The sequence below is a fragment of the Pseudomonas batumici genome (assembly GCF_036585405.1).
Taxonomy (GTDB): domain Bacteria; phylum Pseudomonadota; class Gammaproteobacteria; order Pseudomonadales; family Pseudomonadaceae; genus Aquipseudomonas; species Aquipseudomonas batumici.
Window position 1 is genome coordinate 940,437 of record NZ_CP144470.1, and the last position, 21,294, is coordinate 961,730.

Consider the following 21,294-nt stretch of genomic DNA (forward strand, 5'->3'; position numbering starts at 1 on the left):
CAACCGCCTCAAAGGTTCACGACTAAAACCTTTAAATATCAACAAGTTAAATATTGGCACAGCCCTTGCTCCCCTGCCTTGTACCAGCGAAGGCACCGCCTGCTGCCAAGCCTTGTAAACAACAATAAGAGGGAGTCATTTCATGAGCACAGCCAAGATCATCCGCCTGGGACTTATCGGTGCAGGCCGCATGGGCAGCTTTCACGCCCGGACCGCCGCCCGGCACATTCCCGGGGCCTGCCTCGGCGCCATCGCCGACCCGGTACCCGGCCAGGCCGCGCGCCTGGCGGCAGAGTTGGGGGTGGCGCGGGTCTATACCGATCCCCAGCAACTGCTCGATGACCCGGAGATCGACGCGGTCCTGATCGCCGCCCCGGCCCGCAGCCATGCCGAACTGGTGATCAGCGCCGCCCGCGCCGGCAAGGGCGTGTTCTGTGAAAAACCCATGGCCATCACCCTGGACGAAGCCGACCGTGCCATCGCCGCGGCCGCCGATGCCCGTGTCACGCTGCAGGTCGGCTTCAACCGCCGCTTTGCCAAAAGCTTTCGTACCGCCCACCTGGACGTGGTCGCCGGCCGTATCGGTACGCCACAACTGCTGCGCTCGCTGACCCGCGATCCAGCGCTGAACAACCCGGCCGCCTCACCACAGTGGGTGATTTTTCTCGAGACCCTGATTCATGACTTCGACACCCTGCGCTACCTGAATCCGGGCGCCGAAGCCGTCGAAGTCCATGTCATGGCCGACGCCCTGATCGCCCCGGCGTACAAGGACAAGGGCCTGCTGGATACCGCGGTGGTCACCCTTCGTTTCGACAACGGTGCGATTGCCACGGCCGAGGCCAACTTCCAGGCGGTGTATGGCTACGATGTGCGCGGGGAAGTCTTTGGCAGCGCCGGCATGCTGACCATGGGCAGCGTCAATGACTCGGACCTGGTGCGCTACCTGGCCGGCGGTATCCAGGCCGACACCCTGCGCATGGACACCGACCTGCTGCGCGATGCCTACATTGCCGAGCTCAATCACTTTGTCGGCTGCGTGCGCTCCGGCGACCCCCCCCTGGCCAGCGGCGAAGATGCCCGGGCGGCCCTGGCCATTGCCCGCGCGTGCATCGAGTCCTTCCAGCAAGGCAAAGCGGTACGCGTGCAAGGAGCCCGTTCATGAGCGTCTCACCGTTCAAGCTGGCGATCAGCGCCGAGATGGTCTTCCTCGACCTGCCTTTCACCGAGCGCGTCAAACGCATTCATGCGCTGGGTTTCAGCGCCGAAATCTGGGACTGGACGAAGAAGGACATTCCCGCCCTGGTCGCCACCGGCGCCGACTTCACCTCCATGACTGGCTATATCTCGGGCAACCTGACCGACCCCGAGGATATCCGCCAGTTGCTCGACAGCGCCCGGGAATCGCTGGCCGTGGCCGCGCAACTGAACTGCCCGAGCCTCAACCTGCATGGCACCGGCCTGGGCGACAAGGGCTTGCCGGTCAAACCCGTGGCCAACACCACCGGCCGCATGTGGTTGAGCGCCTGCAAGACCCTGGAAAAAATCGCCCGCCTGGGTGAGGACGCCGGTCGGGTGTTCCTGCTGGAAAACCTCAATACCGAGGTCGACCACCCCGGCACCCCGTTCGCCCGCGCCGACGACACCCTGGCGCTGATCGAGGCCGTGGGCAGTCCTCATCTGAAGATGAACCTGGACCTGTATCACGCCCAGATCGGCGAAGGGAACCTGATCGAGCTGATCCAGCGCGCCGGTCCCGCCATCGGTGAAATCCAGGTCGCCGATGTCCCAGGCCGCAAGGAGCCCGGCACCGGCGAGATTCACTATCCGGCTATTGCCAGGGCCTTGTTCGGCATGGGATACACCGGCGTGGTTGGGCTCGAAGGCTGGGCCAGCGGCAACAGCGAAACGGCACTTGAGCGCTTTCGGCAAGCGTTCACGCTGGATTGAGGGCGCCGGCGCTTCTGGCGGATGGGGTTCGCCGAGCGCCGGCAGTCTTCAAGTTTGATCTTGATGAATTTCAGCTCATAACAACAAAAGGAAAACCATCATGCGTCGCTACACACTGCTTTTTGCCACGCTGCTACTGCTCTTCAGCCAATGGGCCGCCGCCAGCTATCGCATCGGCGTCAGCATTGCCCGGGTCGACGACAACTTCATGACCTATGTGCGCAACGGCCTGGAAGCGGCCGCCAAACAGGAGGACGTGCAGATCCAGTTCGAGGATGCCCAGGGCGATGTGGTGCGCCAGCTCAACCAGGTCGAGGGCTTTATCAGCCAGAAGGTCGATGCGGTCATCGTCCTGCCGGTGGACACCGCCGCCACCGCCAACATGACCCGCGCCGCCGTCGAGTCGAAGACACCGCTGGTGTACGTCAACCGTCACCCGGACGAGCGCGTCCTGCCCAAGGGCGTGGTCACCGTGGCGTCGAATGACATCGAGGCCGGGCAACTGCAGATGCACTACCTGGCCGAGAAGCTCGGGGGCAAGGGCAGCCTGGCGATCATCATGGGCGACCTCGCGCAAAACGCCACCCACGATCGAACCGAAGGCGTCAAACAGGTGCTCAAGGACTATCCCGGGATCAAGATCGTCGAGCAGCAAAGTGCCGAGTGGCAGCGCAACAAGGGGATGGACCTGACCAGCAACTGGTTGCTGGCGGGCACCCACTTCGACGCCATCGTCGCCAACAACGACGAGATGGCTATCGGCGCCGCCATGGCGTTGCAACAAGCCGGCAAGGCCAAGGGCGAGATTGCGATTGTCGGTATCGATGGCCTGCCTGACGGCCTCGCGGCGATCAAACGCGGGATGCTGGTGGCTTCGGTCTTCCAGGACCCCAAGGCCCAGGCGACCAGTGCAGTGCAGTCGGCCATCAAGATGATCAAGGGCGAAGCGGTCCAGCCGGATGTCTGGGTGCCCTTCCTGCTGATCAAGCCGGAGCAGGTGGCGGTTTTTGAGCAGCGTTATAAATAGAGAAATGAAGGGTGGTCTCTGGACCACCCTCTGTCAGTCGTGATCAACCAAAGGTGCTGGAAGTGTTCGGGGCCAACCCGAACCGTCTCCGTTTGTCGCTGCCAGCCTAGGACGCATCGCAGCGCCGAAGGCCGTTCCAGACAATCGGCGAAAGCAACATCACCGCGACAAGAAAGGCCACCTGGGACAAATAGAAAGACGCCAACCACTGCTGATTCAGCGCGACGTAGTAGGTGTTATGGGCAACGTCAGCCACGATAATGGCGGCGGTCAGGACAATGCCGGCCCTGGGCTTGATGAACAGCAGCAATGCGGCCAGCGGATCAAGGAAGGTCAACGCGCCCCAGAACACACGACTGGCCCAGTGCGCACTCTCCCCATACCCATAGTCCCAGAACAACCCATGCTGAAAATCGGCTCGCACGTGGTTGGCGGTGGCGACCAACAGACAGCACGCGAATAACACGCGGATGGCGAAGGACAACCTGGGCATAGCGTGATCCGCTTTTAGGAAGTAAGCCCGACAGGATATCGGGCAATCACGCTACTTTCTCCAAGAATCGACAAGGCCTTGGCCAGTCGTTCAAATCACCCTGCGACCTTCTACCGGATACCCAGGATCAGTAAAGCCATGGGTCGACGCGTGCCCAGGCACGACAAGGCCATCAACCAGCTTCTCGTCGTCCGGCCCCAGCTCCAACCCGAGTGCGTCCATGTAGCTGTCCCAATGCGCCTCGGTACGCGGACCGGCAATAGCAGCGCTGACCAGCGAGTTTTTCAATACCCAGGCGATCGCAAAGGCGATGGACGTGGTGCCACGCTCCGCCGCATGACGGGCAATGGTCTGGGCGATTTCCAATGACTCCGGCCGCCATTCGGTCTGCTGGATTCGCTTGTCGCCACGCCCTGCGCGAGTGTCCGCGGGCGGCGGTGCATCCGGTACATATTTGCCACTCAACACGCCACGCGCCAGCGGGCTGTAGGGCACAACACCCAACCCATAATTGCCCGCCACAGGCAGTTGCTCGACTTCCGCCGTACGGTTGACGATGTTGTACAGCGGCTGGCTGACCACAGGCCGCTCGATGCCCAGTTGGTCGGCGATGCGGACCATTTCGGCAATGCGCCAGCCGTGGAAGTTGGACACACCGTAGTAACGGATCTTGCCTTGGCAAATCAGGTCACCGACGGCACGAATCCCCTCCTCCATCGGCGCGTCGGTCAGGGCACGGTGAAAATACAGGACGTCGATATAGTCGGTGCCCAGGCGTTTGAGGCTGGCCTCGACGGTTTGCATGATCCACTTGCGCGACTGTCCCTGCTCGTTCGGGCCGGCGGTCGCGGACGACGGATAACCAAACTTGGTGGCAACCACCCAACGATCACGCTGCGCGGCGATAGCGCGACCCACCACCTCTTCGGAGCGCCCGGCGTGATAGGCATCGGCCGTGTCGATAAAGTTGATACCGCTGGCGGCAGCCTTGTCGATGATGCGTCGGGAAGTCGCTTCGTCGGTCTCGCCACCAAACATCATGGCGCCCAGGCACAGGGGAGAAACTTTCAAGGCACTGCGGCCCAGATAACGGTCATTCATCGGTCACCTTCCATCAGCGTTGCAACAGGATGGCCGAGCCATTGCTCAAAGCCGTGCCGTCATCCTAGTCACAAGCCGATTGATGATTAAGACCGAAAAGGTGGATGCGGTCATGAGTTCATTTCATGAGTCTTCGCTGTGGCGCAAGGCGCCGATCACCAAGGCCAGCGCACGGGACGATTGCCGGCGACTGGGGTAGTAGAGGTGCAGTCCGGGAAAGGTCGGAAACCAATCTTCCAGTACCCATTGCAGACGACCCGCGGCGACATGCGGCGCGGCAAGGTCTTGCGGAATGAACGCCAGCCCGCAGCCGCTGAGTGCCGCTTCGAGCATCTGATAGGAACTGTTGAAGGTCAGTTGCCCCTCCACCCGCACCTGCAGTTCGGTCTTGCCCTTTCTCAGTTCCCAGGGATAACAGCCGCCGTGGGTGGGCAGGCGCAGGTTGATGCAGTTGTGGTCGGCCAGGTCCTCGGGCTTCAGCGGTGCCGGGTGGGCTTGCAGGTAGGACGGCGCGGCAACGATGACCATGCGCAGGTCCGCCGCGATGCGTACCGCGATCATGTCCTGGGCGACCTGATCGCCCAGGCGTACGCCAATGTCGTAGCGCTCGGCGACGATATCGGTCAACCCATAGTCGGTCATGATCTCGACCTTGATGTCGGGATACTGCGCTATCAACGGCGCCAGCCTCGGCCATAGCACGCTGTTGGCCGCGTAATCGGTGGCGGTGATGCGGATGGTGCCGCGCGGGCTGTCGCGCAATTCGGTGACCTCGGCCAACCCGGCGTCGATCTCCTCGAAGCGCGGTGCCAGGTTGTTGTACAGCCGTTCGCCCGCCTCGGTCGGCGCGACACTGCGCGTGGTGCGGGTCAGCAGGCGAACCCCGAGACGGGCCTCCAATGCACGGATGGTGTGGCTGAGGGCGGATTGCGAGACGCCCATCTGGGCGGCGGCACGGGTGAAGCTGCGCTCGCGGGTGACGGCCAGAAACGCCAGCAGATCGTTGTAACTTTCCCGGGCCATTGATGAATTCCTGCCATGAATGGTTGGGGATTATAGCGCCATAACCCTCAGGCCATTCATGAGCACCGCTTATGACTCCATGCGGGTTAATGACCTTAATGAATCTATCCAGGTTTCTTAAGCTCTTGTGACTCGCCGCCAGGGCTGCCCGCGGCATTGCCTTTCATGGCCACTCATCCCAGGAGTCGACTCGATGAAACTGTTAGCCAGCGCATTCGCCACCTTGTGCTTCTCGGCCATGGTCGACGCCGACCAGGGCCTTTCTCGCCCCGATCCCAAGCCGTCGCCGGACGTGCTGGAAGTTGCGCCCCAGCTGTACAACTACACGACCCAGTTGCTGTTCGGTGAAGTCTGGAAACGCCAGGAACTCGCACCCCGCGACCGCAGCCTGATCACCCTGGCCGCGCTGGTCTCCAATGGACAGAGCGCGCAGCTCAGCGGACACGTCAAGCTGGGCCTCGACAATGGCGTGAAGCCGAGTGAAATCAGTGCGCTGATCACCCATCTGGCGTTCTATGGCGGTTGGCCGAATGCGATGTCGGCCGCCGCCGTGGCCCGGCAAGTGTTCACCGAACGCCAGATCCCCGCCGAGCAGATTATCCCGCCAACCACGGAGCCATTGACCCTGGAGCCGGTGGCCGAAGCCAAACGCCGGGCGCTGGTCGAGGCGAATGTGGGTGCGGTTGCGCCGGGGCTTGCGCACTACACCAATGACGTCCTGTTCGCCGACCTGTGGCGCCAGGCCGACCTGACACCCCGTGACCGTAGCCTGATCACCGTCGCCGCACTCATTGCCCAGGGCCAGGCCGCCCAACTGCCCTTCCACCTGAACCGGGCGATGGACAATGGCCTGACCCGGGCACAGGCCGCAGAAGTGCTGACCCACCTGGCGTTCTACGTGGGCTGGCCGAAAGCGATGTCAGCGGTGCCGGTGTTGAAGGAAGTGTTCGACGCCCGGGACAAGCAAGGCTGATTGATGAATTGTCCTCACAAGGCAAAACAGATTTGGCCGGCTAATCAACCCATGACTCCCCCCGTAATATTGATCGGGCTCAGGAACAGGACCTGCCGACCTCGGCGGGTTCAGTCAGACCTCACGGACGCCCCCACGGAGAAATGAACATGACAAACGTCACAGTGGTTATTGGTGCCGGCTCCATCGGACAAGCCATCGCCCGGCGGGTCAGCGCGGGCAAGCACGTCCTGCTGGCGGACCTGCGGGAAGAGAATGCGGCGGCCGCGGCCAAGGTGCTCAGTGATGCCGGATTCGAGGTCACCACGACAAGTGTCGATGTCTCTTCACGGGCGTCGGTTCAGACATTGGTAAAGACCGCCACCGCCATCGGCGACATCACCGGCGTCATTCACGCCGCCGGGGTCTCGCCCTCCCAGGCCCCTCCCGCGACGATCCTGCGGGTGGACCTTTATGGCACGGCGCTGGTGCTGGAGGCGTTCGGCAACGTGATCGCCAAGGGCGGCTCCGCCATCGTCATCGCCTCGCAATCCGGTCACCGTCTGCCCGCGTTGACGCCGGAGCAGAACAAGGCGCTGGCGCTGACACCCGCCGACGAACTGCTGGCGCTGCCGATGCTGCAACCCGACCAGATAACGGACCCGCTGAATGCCTACCAGATCTCCAAGCGCGGCAATTCCCTGCGGGTCATGGCCGAAGCGGTGCGCTGGGGCAAACGCGGTGCGCGGGTCAACACCATCAGCCCGGGCATCATCTTTACCCCTCTGGCCAGGGACGAGCTGTCGGGCCCACGGGGTGAAGGCTACCGCCGCATGATCGAGTCCTGTGCCGCGAAACGCGGCGGCACGCCCGATGAAGTCGGTGCGCTCGGCGCGCTGCTGATGGGGCCGGAAGGCACCTTCATCACCGGGAGTGATTTCCTGATGGATGGCGGGGTTACCGCGCAGTACTGGTACGGTGAGCACTTCCAGTAGTTGACCATCGATGACGTAAAGCCGCCGAAGCCGGGCTTTCCAGTCCGGCAATGTCTATTCAGCAGTCCCCACCAGCGCTGAAAGATAAAGCCGGACCATATCCTTGGTCTCAGCCAACAGCACCCGTTGCGTGGCCGGCGTCTCCTCGCTGATCCGCCCTACCCCCTTGAACACATTCAGCAGAGTCGCCGCCACGGCCTTCGACTTGGCGGGGGCCAGGGCCGGCATCACCTCGCGCAGTACCGCCTCGATCCCTTCCTGCATGGCCTTGCGAAACTGCTGTCGCCGGCTTTCGCTGGCCCCTGCGACATCGACCAGATTGATGGCGAACTGGCGCTGTGACTGCAGCGCCAAGCTGAAGTCGATAAACGCCTCGGCAAGACCTGCCGGTGTCAGCGTGCTGGCCTGTGAAGCCAGTTCGTCAAGGGATGTCAGGGCGTGCTCGACGTAATTCATCAGCAGCGCCTCGGCAACGGACTCCTTGGTCGGAAAGAACCGATAGAGCGAGGCGATCGCCGTCCCCGAGCGCGCCGCGATCTCCGTCATCGTCGTCGCATCGAAGCCCTTTTCCGTAAACAGCTCGACCCCGGCCTCCAGGATAGCGGCCACGCGCAGGTGCCCCTTGGCACGCTTGGGCTCCTGCCCCTTGGCGATTGGCTTTGTTGACATATGAGAGGATGTCCTTCACTATTTTTAATAGAGGATATCCTCTCATATTAGCATTGCACCGACCCTAAGCAACGCTCTGCAGCCAGTCCGGTTCAATCAAGGGGTTCCCATGTCCAAAGCGGATGCTCACGTAGCCATGTCCAGAACCGCCAAGCTCGCCTCGGCATGGCAGTGGGCCGTGCTCCTGGGATTGTCGGCGCTCTTCGCCGTTGCCCTGACCAGGGCCGGTATCCCAGCGGCGTTGCTGCTTGGCCCGATGCTGGGCGCAGTCATTGTCGTAATCACGTTCATCGACACCCGGGTTCAAGTCTCGCGCTCGGCATCCGCCTTCGCCCAGGGCATCCTGGGCTGCATGATTGCCAAGACCCTGGCGCAGTCGCTCGCCGGCGCAGCCATCGGCAGCTGGCCGCTGTTTGTGCTCGGCGTAACAGGCGTGATCGCGGCCGCCGGTGTGCTGGGATGGGGACTGACCCGCCTGCGCGTGTTGCCGGGAACCACCGCCATCTGGGGGCTGAGCCCGGGCGCGGCCACCGTGATGATCCTGATGGCCGAGAATGCCGGGGCCGACGCACAGCTTGTCGCCTGCATGCAGTACACCCGCGTGATCATGGTGGCGGTCCTCGCCACGCTCATTACCCATTTCACCGGTGCCGGCGTGGCTCACGAGGTTCATTCGGTCATCTGGTTTCCGACCCTCGACTGGCTACCGCTGGCCCAGACCCTGGCCCTCGTGGCCGCCGGTCCGCTGGTCGCGCGCCTGGCGAAAATCCCCGTCGCCGCGCTGCTGGTGCCGATGGTCGGCGGGATCTTCCTCACTCATCAGGGCTTGATCAGCATCGAGATGCCGCATTGGCTGCTGGCGCTCGGCTATGCGGTGATTGGCTGGCGAATCGGCCTGCCGTTTACGCGACCGCTGGTGCGGTACGCCCTGAAGGCCTTTCCCGCGATCCTCGCCAGCACGCTAGCGTTGATCCTGATCTGTGGGTGCCTGGCCGCGGTGTTCGTCTTTGCCGCCGGCATCGATCCGCTTACCGCTTACCTGGCGACCAGCCCGGGCGGTGCGGACTCCGTCGCGATCATCGCGGCCTCCAGCCAAGTCGACATGCCCTTTGTCATGACCATGCAGATGGTGCGCTTCGGGGTGGTGCTGCTGGCCGGGCCGACGATGGCGGCCTTCATCTCCCGGCGCGTCTCCCCGGAGGGCGGCGCCACCGGCACTTGAGCCGCTCTCAACCCTTATCCATGCCTCCCTGCCTGAAGGTGATCCATGTACATCACAGCGTTCTTTGCCGGTGTCTTTCTCTGCAATGCCATTCCGCACCTGGCCAGCGGATTGCGCGGTGAAGCCTTTCCCACGCCCTTCGCAAAACCGCGTGGAAAAGGTCCCTCATCACCGCTGGTGAATTTCCTCTGGGGCACCTTCAACCTGCTGGTGGGCCTGGTGCTGCTGTCGAGCCAGCCCATCATTGCCGGCTTCAATCCGGCCTTCATCCTGTTGATCGCCGGTGCCCTGACGATCGGGACTTACCTTTGCGTCCATTTCGGCAAGCTACGGCAGCAACCCGATGGCTGGTTGGAGAGGGACAAATGAACACGTGACAGAGCGCTCTATTTATCCGGCTGGGGAAATAGTTAAACCTTGTCTCGCTTCATCTGCATGACCAACGTGAAACGGTCGCTGGGATAGACCGTTTCCGACACGGCAATCAACGCACCGTCCTGGTCGCGGTACTGACGAATGATATTCAACCCGAGGGCTCCGGCCTGTGACTTCAGGCTGCTCGCCAGTTCGGCGGAGAGCTGGACCGGTCGCACCTGCTGATCGACGACCTCGATGTGCCTTGAAAACGCCTTGCCGATCAGCGCGGCAATCAGTTCATCAGGGTGTTCCCTGGCCTGGGGAATGACTTCGGCAAACGCCTGCTCGGCGTAAACGTCGGTCCAGCACAGCGGGGCATGAGCCTCGCTGTTGTCCACCTTGATGCTCGATACACAAAAATAGTGCCCGCCCGGCTCCAGGCCCAGGCGCCTGGCCAACGCGATGTCGGCGACAAAGTGCCGGACATCCTGGATATCCCTGACATGGGTTTCCGCCACCTGCACCAGGTCGGCCACCGACGCCAGCGCCTGGGAGTATCCGCCCCTCGGCGCTGAAGCCTCCACCCGTGTTCCCACCCGCTTGCGGCGCGACACCATGCCCTGCCCCTGCAGTTGGTCGATCGCGGCGCGCACCGTCTGCCGACTCACCTGATACAGCGCACAGAGCTCGAACTCTGTCGGCAGCAACGAGCCGACGGGGTAGCGGCCGCTGCCGATTCCGTCGATCAGGTCCCGGGCCACCACCGCATAACGCCGCTGATTTACGCCTTCCATTTGTACCTCGCTGTCGAGTTGACAGTGTATCAGGAGTCAGGCAATCATAATGTACGGACATAATATATATGTACTAAATAAAACACACAATTAGGATCTTCCCCATGTCGAGTACCGTCTTTGATTCCTCCCTCTTCCGTGACATGTTCGGTACCGCCGAAATGCGTGGCGTGTTCTCCGATCGCGCCCTGATCGAACGCTATATCGAGGTGGAAGTCGCCCTGGCCAGGGCCGAAGCCCGATGCGGGGTGATTCCGGTCGAGGCCGCCGAACAGATCGCCGCCCTCTCGAGCTACGAAGCCCTCGACCTGGCGTTGATGCAGCACGAAACCGAGATCGTCGGCTACCCGATCCTGCCGCTGGTCGAGCAACTGTCGAAGCTTTGCGGCGACGCGGGCCGCTATGTGCATTGGGGCGCGACCACCCAGGACATCATGGACACCGCCGTGGTCCTCCAGGTCCGCGCGGCGCTGGCGATCGTCGAGCGCGATATCCAGGCCGTCCGGGGACTGCTCGCCGAACTGGCCCTGCGCTACCGCGACACCCCCATGGCGGGCCGTACGCACCTGCAACATGCCCTGCCGATCACCTTCGGCTACAAGTGCGCGGTCTGGCTAAGCATGTTCGACCGCCACGCCGAGCGCCTGGTGGAGCTGCGCCCACGGGTGGAAATCGGCCAGTTCGCAGGAGCGGCGGGCACCCTCGCCTCACTCGGCGACAAGGGCCTGGAGGTGCAGCAGGCACTGATGGCCGAACTGGGCCTCGGCGTCCCGCAAGCCACCTGGCACGTGGCCCGCGACGGCCTCGCCGAAACCCTGAACTTCCTCGGCCTGGTGACCGGTTCCCTGGGCAAGATCGCCCTGGACGTCATGATGATGATGACCAGCGAGCTGGGTGAGGTGTACGAACCCTTCGTCAAGGGCCGTGGTGCCAGCAGCACCATGCCGCAGAAACGCAACCCGATTTCCTGTGAATTGATGTACGCCGCGGCCAAGGGCGTGCGCCAGCAGGCGGGGCTGATGCTGGACGCCATGATCCAGGACTTCGAGCGCTCGACCGGCCCCTGGCAGGCCGAATGGATCGCCATTCCGGAAGCCTTCGCCTTGAGCGCCGCCTCCCTCGGCCAGGCGAAGTTCATGCTCGCCGGGCTTGAAGTGCGCACGGAGCGCATGCGCAAGAACCTCGACATGACCCAGGGCCTGATCGTGGCCGAAGCGGTGATGATGGGGCTGGCCCCGGCACTGGGTCGCCAGGTGGCCCATGACGTGGTCTATGCCGCCTGCCGCCTGGCCAACGACCAGGGCACCAGCCTGCTCGACGCCCTGCTCGCCCAAGGCGAAGCCACCGCGCAACTGGACATCGAGACACTCAAGCGCCTGACCGACCCGGCCAACTACCTGGGCCTTGCCCCGCAGATGGTGGATATCGCCCTGGCGCGCGAGGGTTCCGTCAAACGCTGATCGTCATGGGGCTCATCACCAGCGAGCCCCTTTTGCCCGCTGCTCGCCAATAACAACAACGAGATCGCGACATGACCACTCTCACGAAAAAACCGTTCTACAAGGACCTGACGTTCCAGGTCATCGCCGCCATGCTGCTGGGGATTGCCTTCGGTTTCCTGGCCCCGGAACTGGCTGCCAAGTTCAAGATCCTCGGCGATATCTTCCTCAAGCTGATCAAGACCGCCGTGGCGCCCCTGGTGTTCTTCACGGTGGTCCAGGGCATTGCCTCGGCCGGCGATATCCAGCGGGTCGGCAAGGTCGGCTTGCGGGCGCTGATCTATTTCGAAGTGGTGTCCACGGTGGCGCTGGCCATCGGCATGCTGTGGGGCAATCTGCTGGAGATCGGCGCGGGCATGCATAACGCCCACGCCAACAGCGCCACCGCCGCCGCGGCCACGGCAGCCGTTGCCAAGGGACATGCCCCGGCGTCGACCCTGGAGTTCATCTACGAGATCTTCCCGGACAATTTTGTCGGGGCCTTTGCCGGCGGCCAGCTGCTGCAAGTGCTGGTGATCTCGGTGTTGTTCGGTTTCGCCTTGCTGGCGCTCAAGGCCGAGCGCCGTGAAGTGATCGAGAACGGTTTGAGCCGGGTCTCCGAATGTTTTTTCGAGTTCATCAACCTGATCATGAAGTTCGCGCCCCTGGGCGCCTTCGGCTCGGTTGCCTATGCCGTGGGCAGCAACGGTACGGCGGTGTTGATCTCGCTGGCCAACCTGGTGCTGATGTTCTACGTGGCCATCCTCTTCTTCATCTTCGTGGTGTTGGGCACGGTCTGCCGCCTCGCGGGTTTCAGCCTCTGGCGCTTTCTCAAGTACATCAAGGACGAAGTCTTCATCGTCCTCGGCACCGCCTCATCGGAAAGCGCCTTGCCACGGCTGTTGCAGAAGCTGGAGAAGTTCGGCTGCTCCAAACAGAGCGTGGGCCTGGTGCTGCCGACCGGCTACGCCTTCAACCTGGATGGCACCTCGATCTATATGTCGCTGAGCGTGCTGTTTATCGCCAACGCCTACGGCGTGCCCATGAGCTGGGAACAACAGCTGGGGGTCATCGCCATCATGCTGCTGACCTCCAAGGGCGCGGCCGCGGTCTCGGGAGGCAGCTTCGTGGTGTTCGCCGCGACGGTGACCGCCATCGGCGTCCTGCCGGTGGAAGGCCTGGCGTTACTGTTCGGCGTGTATCGCTTCATGTCCATGGCCATCGCCACTTGCAACACCATCGGCAATAGCGTGGCCACGGTGGTGGTGTCGAAATGGTCGGGAGAGTTCTGCGAACAGACGGCCCAAGTCGAATATGAACGCACCCTCGGCCGTGCGCCCGGCGCAGCACTTTAACCTTTCCTGGCGCGGGTGGAATTGACTCGCGCGCCCCTTCCTAGGAGTCACCTTCATGTCCAGCCTGCGAACCGAACATGACGCGTTCGGACCTGTCGCCATCCCGGCCGACCGCTATTGGGGCGCCCAGACACAGCGCGCCCTGGCCGTTTTCGGCACGGGCAGGGAACGGTTTCCGGCCTGCCTGGTGCGTGCCTTCGGCCAACAGAAACTGGCCGCCCTGCGCGCGAATATTCAACTGGGCGCCCTCCCGGCCGATATGGCCGGGGCCATTGAGCAAGCCGCCCGGGAGATGGTCGACGGCCAGTTCGACGAGCACTTCCCCCTCTCCATCTGGCAAACCGGCTCGGGCACGCAGACCAATATGAATGCCAACGAGGTCATTGCCAATCGCGCCAACGAGCTGCTGGGCAACGCCCTGGGCAGCAAGTCTCCGGTGCATCCCAATGATCACGTCAACCGCTCGCAATCCTCCAATGACAGCTTTCCGACCGTCATGCACCTGACCACGCTGCTCGAACTGCGCAGCCGGCTGCTCCCGGCGCTGTCCAGGCTGCGGGATGAACTGGACGAAAAGGCATCGGCCTGGGGTGACGTACTGAAAATCGGCCGCACCCATCTGATGGATGCGGTCCCCATGAGTCAAGGCCAGGCATTCGATTGCTTCGCCCGGCAGATCGGCCATGGCATAGCCCGGATAGAGGCCTGCCTACCCAGGTTGCGCCTGCTGCCCCAAGGCGGCACCGCCGTCGGCACCGGGCTCAATACCCCGATCGGTTTCGATGTGGCGTTCTGCAAGGAGTTGACCGGTATCACCGGTGAACTGTTCGAGCCGAACCCCTGCAAATTCGAAGGCATGGGCACCCATGATGGACTGGTGGAAATCTCGGGGGCCTTGAATGTACTGGCCGTCTCGCTGACGAAAATGGCCAACGACATTCGTCTGCTGGGATCAGGTCCGCGCTGTGGTTTCGGCGAGTTGCTCGTCCCTGACGACGGCCTCACCTCCTCGATCATGCCCGGCAAGCGCAACCCGACCATCGCCGAGGTACTGGCCCAGGCCGCGATGCAGGTCATGGGCAACCACACCACGATCACCATCGCCGGCGCCTCAAGCACTTTCGAGTTGAATGTGGCCAAGCCGGTGTTGATCCACAACCTTCTGCAGTCCATCGACGTGCTATCCAACAGTGTCGGCATTTTCACCGACAAACTGATCAAGGGCCTGGAGGTCGATCGCGTACGGCTGGCCAGCAATGTCGAACACTCGCTCCTGCTGGCGACCGTCCTGAACCCGGTACTGGGTTATGACAAGGTGGCGAGGATTACGCAAAAAGCCGCACAGGAAGGGTTATCCCCCCGGGAGGCGGCCGTGAGCCTGGGATTCATGACGGAGGATGAATACCACCACTGGGTACGCCCCGAAACGATGATACGGCCATCGTAGGGGGTGTCGCCTGGGATGACGGTGAATCGCACTGACCGAGCCCTGGGGCTGCCACTCAGGACGCCGTCAGAAACTCGCGATACTGCTCCGCCGTCCGTTCCGGCCGCTCGACCATCGGCAGATGCCCCACCCCGTCCCAGCACTCCAGGCGCGCATGGGGAATGCCCGCGATCCAGGTTTGCGCGCTGGCCACGGGAACCATCCGGTCCTCACGCCCCCACAGCAGCAAGGTCGGCACACGGACATTGTTCAGCCAGGGCTCCATGCGCGGACTGCCATGGAAATCGTCGAAGATTTCCGCAAGCTCCGAACGCCGCTTGATATAGGTGCTCGACTCCGCCGCCAGCAACACGCCCGGTATCCAGGGCGGCGAAGCCATGGTCATGGCAAAGAACCGATCGAACTCCGCCCGCGAGTGGATAAGAAAAGGGTTCTTGCCTTGATTGACCAACTCCTCCACTTCATTGGGCTGCGGCAAGTTGACGCCCACGGGGCCCATCAACGCCAGGGACAACACCCGTTCCGGGTAATGCGCCGCCAGCCAGGTGGCGACGTAGGCCCCCATGGAGCTGCCGACCGCATGCACCTTGTCGATGCCGCTGGCGTCCAGCAGTTCGATCATGCGTTGCGCCTGGGCCCCGATGCTGTAGTCACCGCCCGGTTCGAAGCCGCTTTTGCCGTGCCCGGCCAGGTCGGGAATGATCACGGGGTGGTCGGCAACGAAATAGCGCGCGAAACGTATCCAGAGGTTCTTGTCGGCACTGAAGCCGTGGATCAGCAACAGTGGCGGCGTATTGCGACTGGCCCCGCCCTGGAAGGTCGCCAGGGTCATCCGCTCAATCGCCACCGGGATCTCCTTCAAACGCGAGAGTCGCGCTTCCAGCCGTGTAATTAGGTCGAACAACAGCCCGCCCACACGTGGATAGGTCCACCATCCCCAAACGACGACGATGGCTATCAGGGCAAGGATCAAGAGCATCGGGGTTCCTCCGGAACGGGGTTCGCGAGACCGCTCTCCGCGCGGCCATTCGGGAAATACAAGCAGAACGGACTCAAGTCATCAAGAGCATCTGTTCCCGCAGACCGCGCCCCTTCTCGCGCAGCGGCTCAATAAACCCAGGGCAGCAGGCGCCAGGTGCGTGAACGATAAGCCTCGTATTCCTCGCCGAACTCGGCCTTGAGCAGGGCCTCCTCCGAGCGCATGCGCGCGATCAGCGGGATCAGCGTCAACGCCGTCAGCAACACCCCGACGCCGGAGCGGAAAGCCAGCGCCCAGCCCAGCGAATTGACCAGCAGCCCGAGGTAGCTCGGGTTGCGCAGGGTTCGATAGATCCCCGTCGTCACCAGCCGGTGCCCCGGCTGAATGGCCACCAGCCCGCTGAAGCGCTTGCCCAGCACAAACACCGGCCACATCCGCAGCACCCCACCGACGGTAAACAGCAGCACGCCGACCCAACGCACACCCTCACCGCCAAAGACCCACCAACCCAGGTGATCCGTCCAGGGCGCCAGCACCACCAGCAGCAAGCCGAGACCGCCGATGGCCAGGATCACCCAGCGATTGCCGCGATCCTCCCGCACGCCGGAGCTGAGATTGCCTTCGGTGAACAGCGCCGAGCCCGCCAACAACAGGGTCACCACGGCGATCACCAGCAAGGGTGGCCGGGACATAAACGCCGTCCAGCCACCGAAGGCCCACACCGCCAGCCCAAGATAGGCCAGCGTCGCCGCGATGCTGAAAAACGCCAAGCGAAGTGAGACTTTCATGCTGTCCTCGACATCGATAGAGCTGATGTCTTCAGTCTAGAAGCATCTCCGGCCTGATCGGAAATGATCACCCGCTCGGGCAACGGGGACCCATGGCAGGACGAAAACGCTCTAGGACACGGGTTCCGCGAAGTACCCGGAAAATCAACTTATTCCATAAAAGCATCAATAAATTCTTTTATATTCTTTTATTGTTTATTCGTGGGCTGCAAGACTCGGCACCAGAATCATCCATCAAGTGTTGAGATCGCCATGAAAAAATTGACTGCCCTCACTGCCCTCACCCTCGCCGTCCTCTCGGGGTTGGCCCATGCCGACCGCCTGGAAGACATCAAGAAATCCGGCGTCTTGCGCGTCGCCTCGTTCGACAGCAACCCGCCTTTCGGCTTCATCGATGCCAAGAGCAAGCAGATCGAAGGCCTGGACGTGGACTACGCCAAGGCCATCGCCGACAAGCTCGGGGTCAAGCTCCAGCTGCAACCGACCAACCCGGCCAACCGTGTACCGCTGCTGGTGGCCAACAAGGTCGACCTGGTCCTGGCCAACTTCACCATCACCCCGGAGCGCGCCCAACAGGTCAACTTCAGCATTCCCTACTTCAGCTCCGGCCAGCAGTTCATCGTCAAGAAAGGCACCCTCAAGTCCCAGGATGACCTGAACAAATGGCGAGTCGGCGTGGACAAGGGCACGGTCAACGAAGGCGTGCTGCGGGAGAAATTCCCGGGGGCCAAAGTCGTTGCCTACGACGACACCCCGTTCGCCTTCACCGCCTTGCGCAACGGCAACGTCCAGGCCATTACCCAGGATGGTCCGAAGCTGATCGGCCTGCTGGCCAACGTCCCGGACAAGGACAAGTACGAGGTACCGCCCTTCACCATTTCCAATGACCTGATTGGCGTCGGCCTGCCCAAGGGCGAGACCGCCCTGACCGACGTGGTCAACCAGACGCTGGTGGAGCTGGAAAGCAAGGGCCAGGCGCAGAAGATCTACGACACCTGGTTCGGCCCGGACACCAAGACGCCGCTGACCCGCCTGTACAAGATCGGCGACAAGAGCTGATCGCCGACCCCACCGCACACCCACGGCCCGCGCGGTTTTCCGCGCGGGCTCTTTGTATTCTGGATGGACACCGTGATTGATGTTTGGTGAATGGCTGGGCCCGCAATACCTGAAATGGTTGTTCGATGGATTTCTCCTCACCCTGATCCTGTCTGTCGCGGTCTGCCTGATCGCCACCGGGCTCGGTTTCCTGGTCTGCCTGGCACGCCTGGGCAGCTCGCGCCTGGCGTCCTGGCCGGCACGTGCCTACCTGGCGTTGCTGCGCAACACGCCGCTGCTGGTGCAGTTGTTCTTCTGGTATTTCGGCGTCAGCGCCCTGCTGCCTGAAGACCTGGTGAGCTGGCTGAACCAGCCCCATGAGCTGAACCTGGCCGGGCTGGACATCAGTTGGCCGTCCTTTGAGTTCATCGCCGGGTTCTGGGGACTGACGCTCTATACCTCGGCCTTCATCGCCGAAGAGTTTCGCGCCGGCGTCGCCTCGGTTCGCCCGCAGCAGCGCGAAGCCGGCATGGCGATGGGCCTGCGACCGGCGCAGGTCTGGCTTCATATCGTGTTGCCCCAGGCCCTGCGCACCGCACTCGGGCCTTTGCTGGGGCAGTACATGAACGCGCTGAAGAACTCCTCACTGACCATGGCCATCGGCCTCGCCGAGCTGTCCTACGCCTCGCGCCAGGTGGAGACCGAAACCTTCAAGACCTTCCAGTCCTTCGGTTTCGCCACCCTGCTCTACATCCTCGGCATCGCGCTGATCGAAGCGGCCGGACAATGGATCCGCCAGACCAAACGTTATCGCCAGGGAGCCGCATGAGCCATGGACTTTTCCATTATCCGCGACAACCTCGACTACTTCCTGATCGGCGCCTACCCCAACGGCCCCCTGGGTGGCGCGGCCCTGACCCTGGTACTGAGCGTGCTGTCCGGAATTGCCGCCGCGGTCCTGGGCCTGGTGCTGGGCATTGCCCTGAGCACCCTCAAGGGCTGGCCACGGGGGATATTGATCGCCGTGCTGGGTTTCCTGCGGGCGATCCCAGTACTGATGCTGATCTTCTGGAGTTACTTCCTGCTGCCGATCCTCTTCCACGTGGATATACCGGCGCTGTTCACCGTGGTCTGCGCCCTGTCGCTGATCGGCGGCGCTTACCTGGCGTACTCGGTTCACGCCGGTATCCAGAGCCTGCCGGACGGCCAATGGGCAGCCGCCCGCGCCCTCGGCATGCGCCCCGTGCAGGTGATGCGACTGATCATCCTGCCGCAGGCCTTGCCGATCATGCTGCCCTCGTTCCTCAATCAGTGGATCTCGCTGATCAAGGACACCTCCCTGGCCTATGTGATCGGCGTCGGCGAGCTGTCCTTCGTGGCGACCCAGGTGAGCAACCGGGTGATGGTCCATCCCACGGAAATTTTCCTGTTCGTGGCGCTGGTGTATTTCGTGTTCTGTTCCAGCCTTGATCTGCTGGCCAATTTTGCGACTGGCAGACAGCAGGTGAAACAACGTTGATCACACGCGCCTGAACACGGATTTCGGCTGCACTTACCTGTCGGCATAGGGAGACAAAAGATCACTCATTTTCTTCACCTCAAACAGGCTCAGGCAAAGACTTGCTCAGCCAGCAATCCCATCGCGATGACGATCATGATTGCCCCGGAGCAACGGCTGACGATTTTCGCCGCGCTTGGCCGGGTCTGTAGCACCGCCTGGGCGCTGAAGCCGACCAGCAGATAGACCAGACCGCAACTGAGTGCATGGAGCAAACCCAGGGTGATGATTTGCGCCGGGATTGACCAGGCCGCCAGCGGGTCGGTGAATTGCGGCAGGAGCGCCAGGAACAGAAGGAAAACCTTGGGGTTCAAGCCACTCACGCAAGCCCCTTTCAAGGCCCAACGCGACCACGAGTCGGAGTCCTGTGCCTCCCCGGCCTCAGGTACCGCAGGCTGACGAAGCATGTTGATGCCCAACCAGAGCAGATAGGCGGATCCCGCGACGGTGAGCACCGTGAGCACCAGCGGACTCCGGGCGACCAGGCTACCCACGCCAGCCGCCACAACGACCGTCGCGGCCAGGTGGCCGGAGAGCAAACCACCCACTGCCGGAATCACCAGTCGCCCACGCATTCCCGCGGAAATCGCGTAGGCCCAATCCACTCCGGGCGTAATAACGAATAGAAACGACACCGCCCAAAATGCGGCCAGGACACTGATTGTCATCTGAACTTACCTTCAACTTCATGGGGACCTTGCGAATCGCTGCCGGCGCGCAACACCCCATTTTCTATAGGCCGTCGACACGGTACCGGGGCTCGCAAGAGCGAAAACTGGCAGAAGAAGAATAAGGAAAGTCTGATAGGATTATCTTTCAAATATCCCAATGAAATAGCACTACAAGAGAAGGTTTTCCCCCTTGGACAGGACAGACAGGAAAATTCTTGCTGAGCTACAAGCTGACGGTCGACTCTCGGTCACTGAACTGGCGGATCGAGTCGGGCTCAGTCTCTCGCCGTGTCATCGCCGGCTGCGAGCGCTCGAGGAGTCGGGGGTGATCGTGGGATACAGGGCCATTCTGGCCCCCAGTGAGTTGGGCCTGAATTTCTCCGCGATCGTTTTCGTCACCCTGCGCGAGGGGACCCGCCAGGCCGTCAGCGATTTCGAGGCGGCATTGCCGGACATTGCGCAAATCGTCGAGGCGCAAAGGCTCTTCGGCGACCCGGACTATATGCTGCATGTGATTACCCGGGACCTTCCGGCGTTCCAGCAACTCTACGATGAGCGATTGTCTTCGCTGCCCAATGTGCAGCGTCTCACCTCGACCCTGGTCATGAAGCGGGTCATTCAGGATCGGGCTCTTGCGTTGTAAAGGAGAAGGGAGCGGCGGAGTAATTCTTCACCGATCCGGCAAACCAAACGCTTTCGCCAGGCTCTTCTCCCCCTTCGCCGTCAAGCTCAGAGCCCGGGAGTCGAGATGGCGGTTCACCCAGCCGCGCTTGAGCAGCAGCTCCAGAAGGGCTGCGCCCAGCGCACCGCCGATATGGGGTGAGCGCTCGCTCCAGTCCAGGCAGGGATAGGCCAGGCGCCTGCGCTGACGCGATACGGCGTCGACGTCGATGCCCACCCGCGCCAGCAAGGTTGCGCCCTTTTCGGTGAGGACATAGTCCTTGCCCTGCTCCTCAATCCAGCTTGCCTGCAGCAAGGCGTCATGAAGCTTGACCGCGACTTCACCGGCGATATGGTCATAACAGGTTCTGGCCTGCTTCAAGGCCGAAGGTGTGCTGGGCTGGAACGGCGCCACGTTGCGCTCAGTGATCGATAACAACGCCTCCAGCGCCTGCGCGACCCGGACGTTGGCCAGGCGGTAGTAGCGATGCCGGCCCTGAACCAGCATCTCCACCAGGCCTTGTTCACGCAAACGCAAGAAATGACCGCTGGCGGTGGACGCGCCGATGTCAGCCACGGCGGCCAGTTCCGTGGCCGTGCGCGCGTGACCGTCCAGCAGACTGCAGAGCATCCGCGATCGGGCCGGGTCGGCAATGGCACCAGCCACCGCCGCCAGAGAAAGATCAGCCGCTTCTACATCCATAGTTCACATCCTCCCGAAGTATCCCTGTTCGCCA

The 21,294-nt window shown here is 62.5% G+C and carries 23 protein-coding genes; 14 read left to right on the forward strand and 9 right to left on the reverse strand.

Annotated elements, in window-relative coordinates:
* The first annotated feature begins 142 nt into the window (after nucleotides 1-142).
* The 3 genes from NUH87_RS03830 (at nucleotide 143) to NUH87_RS03840 (ending at nucleotide 2,977) form a co-directional block, all read left to right on the forward strand.
* On the forward strand, nucleotides 143-1,165 hold the full coding sequence (locus tag NUH87_RS03830) for a Gfo/Idh/MocA family oxidoreductase (RefSeq protein ID WP_338524796.1): 1,023 nt from the start codon (nucleotides 143-145) through the stop codon (nucleotides 1,163-1,165).
* Nucleotides 1,162-1,950: a TIM barrel protein gene (locus NUH87_RS03835; protein WP_338524797.1), complete on the forward strand. Its 789-nt coding sequence runs from the start codon at nucleotides 1,162-1,164 to the stop codon at nucleotides 1,948-1,950. The genes NUH87_RS03830 and NUH87_RS03835 overlap by 4 nt, the downstream gene beginning before the upstream one ends.
* A gap of 100 nt (nucleotides 1,951-2,050) precedes the next feature.
* A complete protein-coding gene (locus tag NUH87_RS03840; RefSeq protein ID WP_338524798.1) occupies nucleotides 2,051-2,977 on the forward strand; it encodes a sugar ABC transporter substrate-binding protein in 927 nt (308 codons plus the stop codon).
* Nucleotides 2,978-3,083: 106 nt separating this feature from the next.
* Here NUH87_RS03840 and NUH87_RS03845 read toward each other — a convergent pair whose 3' ends face one another.
* The 3 genes from NUH87_RS03845 to NUH87_RS03855 form a co-directional block, all read right to left on the reverse strand.
* Nucleotides 3,084-3,470 carry a hypothetical protein gene (locus tag NUH87_RS03845; RefSeq protein ID WP_338524799.1) on the reverse strand — a complete coding sequence of 129 codons (387 nt, stop codon included), beginning with the start codon at nucleotides 3,468-3,470 and terminating at the stop codon, nucleotides 3,084-3,086.
* A gap of 90 nt (nucleotides 3,471-3,560) precedes the next feature.
* Nucleotides 3,561-4,571, reverse strand: a complete 1,011-nt coding sequence (locus NUH87_RS03850) for an aldo/keto reductase (protein WP_338524800.1) — start codon at nucleotides 4,569-4,571, stop codon at nucleotides 3,561-3,563.
* Between the two features lie 123 nt (nucleotides 4,572-4,694).
* Entirely contained in the window at nucleotides 4,695-5,594 is a 900-nt protein-coding gene (locus NUH87_RS03855; RefSeq protein WP_338524801.1) for a LysR family transcriptional regulator, read from the reverse strand.
* A 193-nt stretch (nucleotides 5,595-5,787) separates the two neighbouring features.
* Here NUH87_RS03855 and NUH87_RS03860 point away from each other — a divergent pair, with 193 nt between their 5' ends.
* Nucleotides 5,788-6,567 carry a carboxymuconolactone decarboxylase family protein gene (locus NUH87_RS03860; RefSeq protein ID WP_338524802.1) on the forward strand — a complete coding sequence of 260 codons (780 nt, stop codon included), beginning with the start codon at nucleotides 5,788-5,790 and terminating at the stop codon, nucleotides 6,565-6,567.
* 149 nt (nucleotides 6,568-6,716) lie between these two features.
* Entirely contained in the window at nucleotides 6,717-7,541 is an 825-nt protein-coding gene (locus NUH87_RS03865) for an SDR family oxidoreductase (protein WP_338524803.1), read from the forward strand.
* 54 nt (nucleotides 7,542-7,595) lie between these two features.
* On the opposite strand, the gene NUH87_RS03870 is transcribed toward NUH87_RS03865, so the two are convergent.
* On the reverse strand, nucleotides 7,596-8,210 hold the full coding sequence (locus NUH87_RS03870; RefSeq protein ID WP_338524804.1) for a TetR/AcrR family transcriptional regulator: 615 nt from the start codon (nucleotides 8,208-8,210) through the stop codon (nucleotides 7,596-7,598).
* Between the two features lie 109 nt (nucleotides 8,211-8,319).
* Between NUH87_RS03870 and NUH87_RS03875 the strand changes: the two genes are divergently transcribed.
* Both NUH87_RS03875 and NUH87_RS03880 read left to right on the forward strand, forming a co-directional pair.
* Entirely contained in the window at nucleotides 8,320-9,432 is a 1,113-nt protein-coding gene (locus tag NUH87_RS03875; RefSeq protein WP_338524805.1) for an AbrB family transcriptional regulator, read from the forward strand.
* Nucleotides 9,433-9,477: 45 nt separating this feature from the next.
* The gene (locus NUH87_RS03880) at nucleotides 9,478-9,801 is read left to right on the forward strand and encodes a hypothetical protein (RefSeq protein ID WP_338524806.1); all 324 of its coding nucleotides are present in this window, start codon (nucleotides 9,478-9,480) and stop codon (nucleotides 9,799-9,801) included.
* A 41-nt stretch (nucleotides 9,802-9,842) separates the two neighbouring features.
* Here NUH87_RS03880 and NUH87_RS03885 read toward each other — a convergent pair whose 3' ends face one another.
* Complete coding sequence (locus NUH87_RS03885) at nucleotides 9,843-10,583, reverse strand: GntR family transcriptional regulator (RefSeq protein ID WP_338524807.1); 741 nt, start codon at nucleotides 10,581-10,583, stop codon at nucleotides 9,843-9,845.
* A 104-nt stretch (nucleotides 10,584-10,687) separates the two neighbouring features.
* Here NUH87_RS03885 and NUH87_RS03890 point away from each other — a divergent pair, with 104 nt between their 5' ends.
* From NUH87_RS03890 to NUH87_RS03900, 3 genes are all read left to right on the forward strand, one after another.
* Entirely contained in the window at nucleotides 10,688-12,043 is a 1,356-nt protein-coding gene (locus tag NUH87_RS03890) for an adenylosuccinate lyase family protein (RefSeq protein ID WP_338524808.1), read from the forward strand.
* Between the two features lie 71 nt (nucleotides 12,044-12,114).
* Nucleotides 12,115-13,416, forward strand: a complete 1,302-nt coding sequence (locus NUH87_RS03895) for a cation:dicarboxylate symporter family transporter (RefSeq protein ID WP_338524809.1) — start codon at nucleotides 12,115-12,117, stop codon at nucleotides 13,414-13,416.
* A 55-nt stretch (nucleotides 13,417-13,471) separates the two neighbouring features.
* Nucleotides 13,472-14,863, forward strand: a complete 1,392-nt coding sequence (locus tag NUH87_RS03900; RefSeq protein ID WP_338524810.1) for a class II fumarate hydratase — start codon at nucleotides 13,472-13,474, stop codon at nucleotides 14,861-14,863.
* A gap of 55 nt (nucleotides 14,864-14,918) precedes the next feature.
* Here the strand turns inward: NUH87_RS03900 and NUH87_RS03905 are convergent, their stop codons facing one another.
* Both NUH87_RS03905 and NUH87_RS03910 read right to left on the reverse strand, forming a co-directional pair.
* Nucleotides 14,919-15,842 carry an alpha/beta fold hydrolase gene (locus NUH87_RS03905; RefSeq protein WP_338524811.1) on the reverse strand — a complete coding sequence of 308 codons (924 nt, stop codon included), beginning with the start codon at nucleotides 15,840-15,842 and terminating at the stop codon, nucleotides 14,919-14,921.
* Between the two features lie 128 nt (nucleotides 15,843-15,970).
* The gene (locus NUH87_RS03910; RefSeq protein ID WP_338524812.1) at nucleotides 15,971-16,630 is read right to left on the reverse strand and encodes an isoprenylcysteine carboxylmethyltransferase family protein; all 660 of its coding nucleotides are present in this window, start codon (nucleotides 16,628-16,630) and stop codon (nucleotides 15,971-15,973) included.
* 252 nt (nucleotides 16,631-16,882) lie between these two features.
* Between NUH87_RS03910 and NUH87_RS03915 the strand changes: the two genes are divergently transcribed.
* The 3 genes from NUH87_RS03915 (at nucleotide 16,883) to NUH87_RS03925 (ending at nucleotide 19,187) form a co-directional block, all read left to right on the forward strand.
* On the forward strand, nucleotides 16,883-17,689 hold the full coding sequence (locus tag NUH87_RS03915) for an ABC transporter substrate-binding protein (RefSeq protein ID WP_338524814.1): 807 nt from the start codon (nucleotides 16,883-16,885) through the stop codon (nucleotides 17,687-17,689).
* Nucleotides 17,690-17,768: 79 nt separating this feature from the next.
* Nucleotides 17,769-18,497, forward strand: coding sequence for an amino acid ABC transporter permease (locus tag NUH87_RS03920; RefSeq protein ID WP_338524815.1), 729 nt, complete (start codon nucleotides 17,769-17,771; stop codon nucleotides 18,495-18,497).
* A 3-nt stretch (nucleotides 18,498-18,500) separates the two neighbouring features.
* Nucleotides 18,501-19,187 (forward strand): amino acid ABC transporter permease, encoded by a 687-nt coding sequence (locus NUH87_RS03925; RefSeq protein WP_338524816.1) that lies wholly within the window; start codon nucleotides 18,501-18,503, stop codon nucleotides 19,185-19,187.
* A gap of 89 nt (nucleotides 19,188-19,276) precedes the next feature.
* On the opposite strand, the gene NUH87_RS03930 is transcribed toward NUH87_RS03925, so the two are convergent.
* The gene (locus tag NUH87_RS03930; RefSeq protein WP_338524818.1) at nucleotides 19,277-19,894 is read right to left on the reverse strand and encodes a LysE family translocator; all 618 of its coding nucleotides are present in this window, start codon (nucleotides 19,892-19,894) and stop codon (nucleotides 19,277-19,279) included.
* Between the two features lie 193 nt (nucleotides 19,895-20,087).
* On the opposite strand from NUH87_RS03930, the gene NUH87_RS03935 reads away from it, so the two are divergent.
* A complete protein-coding gene (locus NUH87_RS03935; RefSeq protein ID WP_338524819.1) occupies nucleotides 20,088-20,540 on the forward strand; it encodes an Lrp/AsnC family transcriptional regulator in 453 nt (150 codons plus the stop codon).
* Nucleotides 20,541-20,567: 27 nt separating this feature from the next.
* On the opposite strand, the gene NUH87_RS03940 is transcribed toward NUH87_RS03935, so the two are convergent.
* Nucleotides 20,568-21,260 carry a helix-turn-helix transcriptional regulator gene (locus NUH87_RS03940; RefSeq protein ID WP_338524820.1) on the reverse strand — a complete coding sequence of 231 codons (693 nt, stop codon included), beginning with the start codon at nucleotides 21,258-21,260 and terminating at the stop codon, nucleotides 20,568-20,570.
* Nucleotides 21,261-21,294 lie beyond the last annotated feature (34 nt).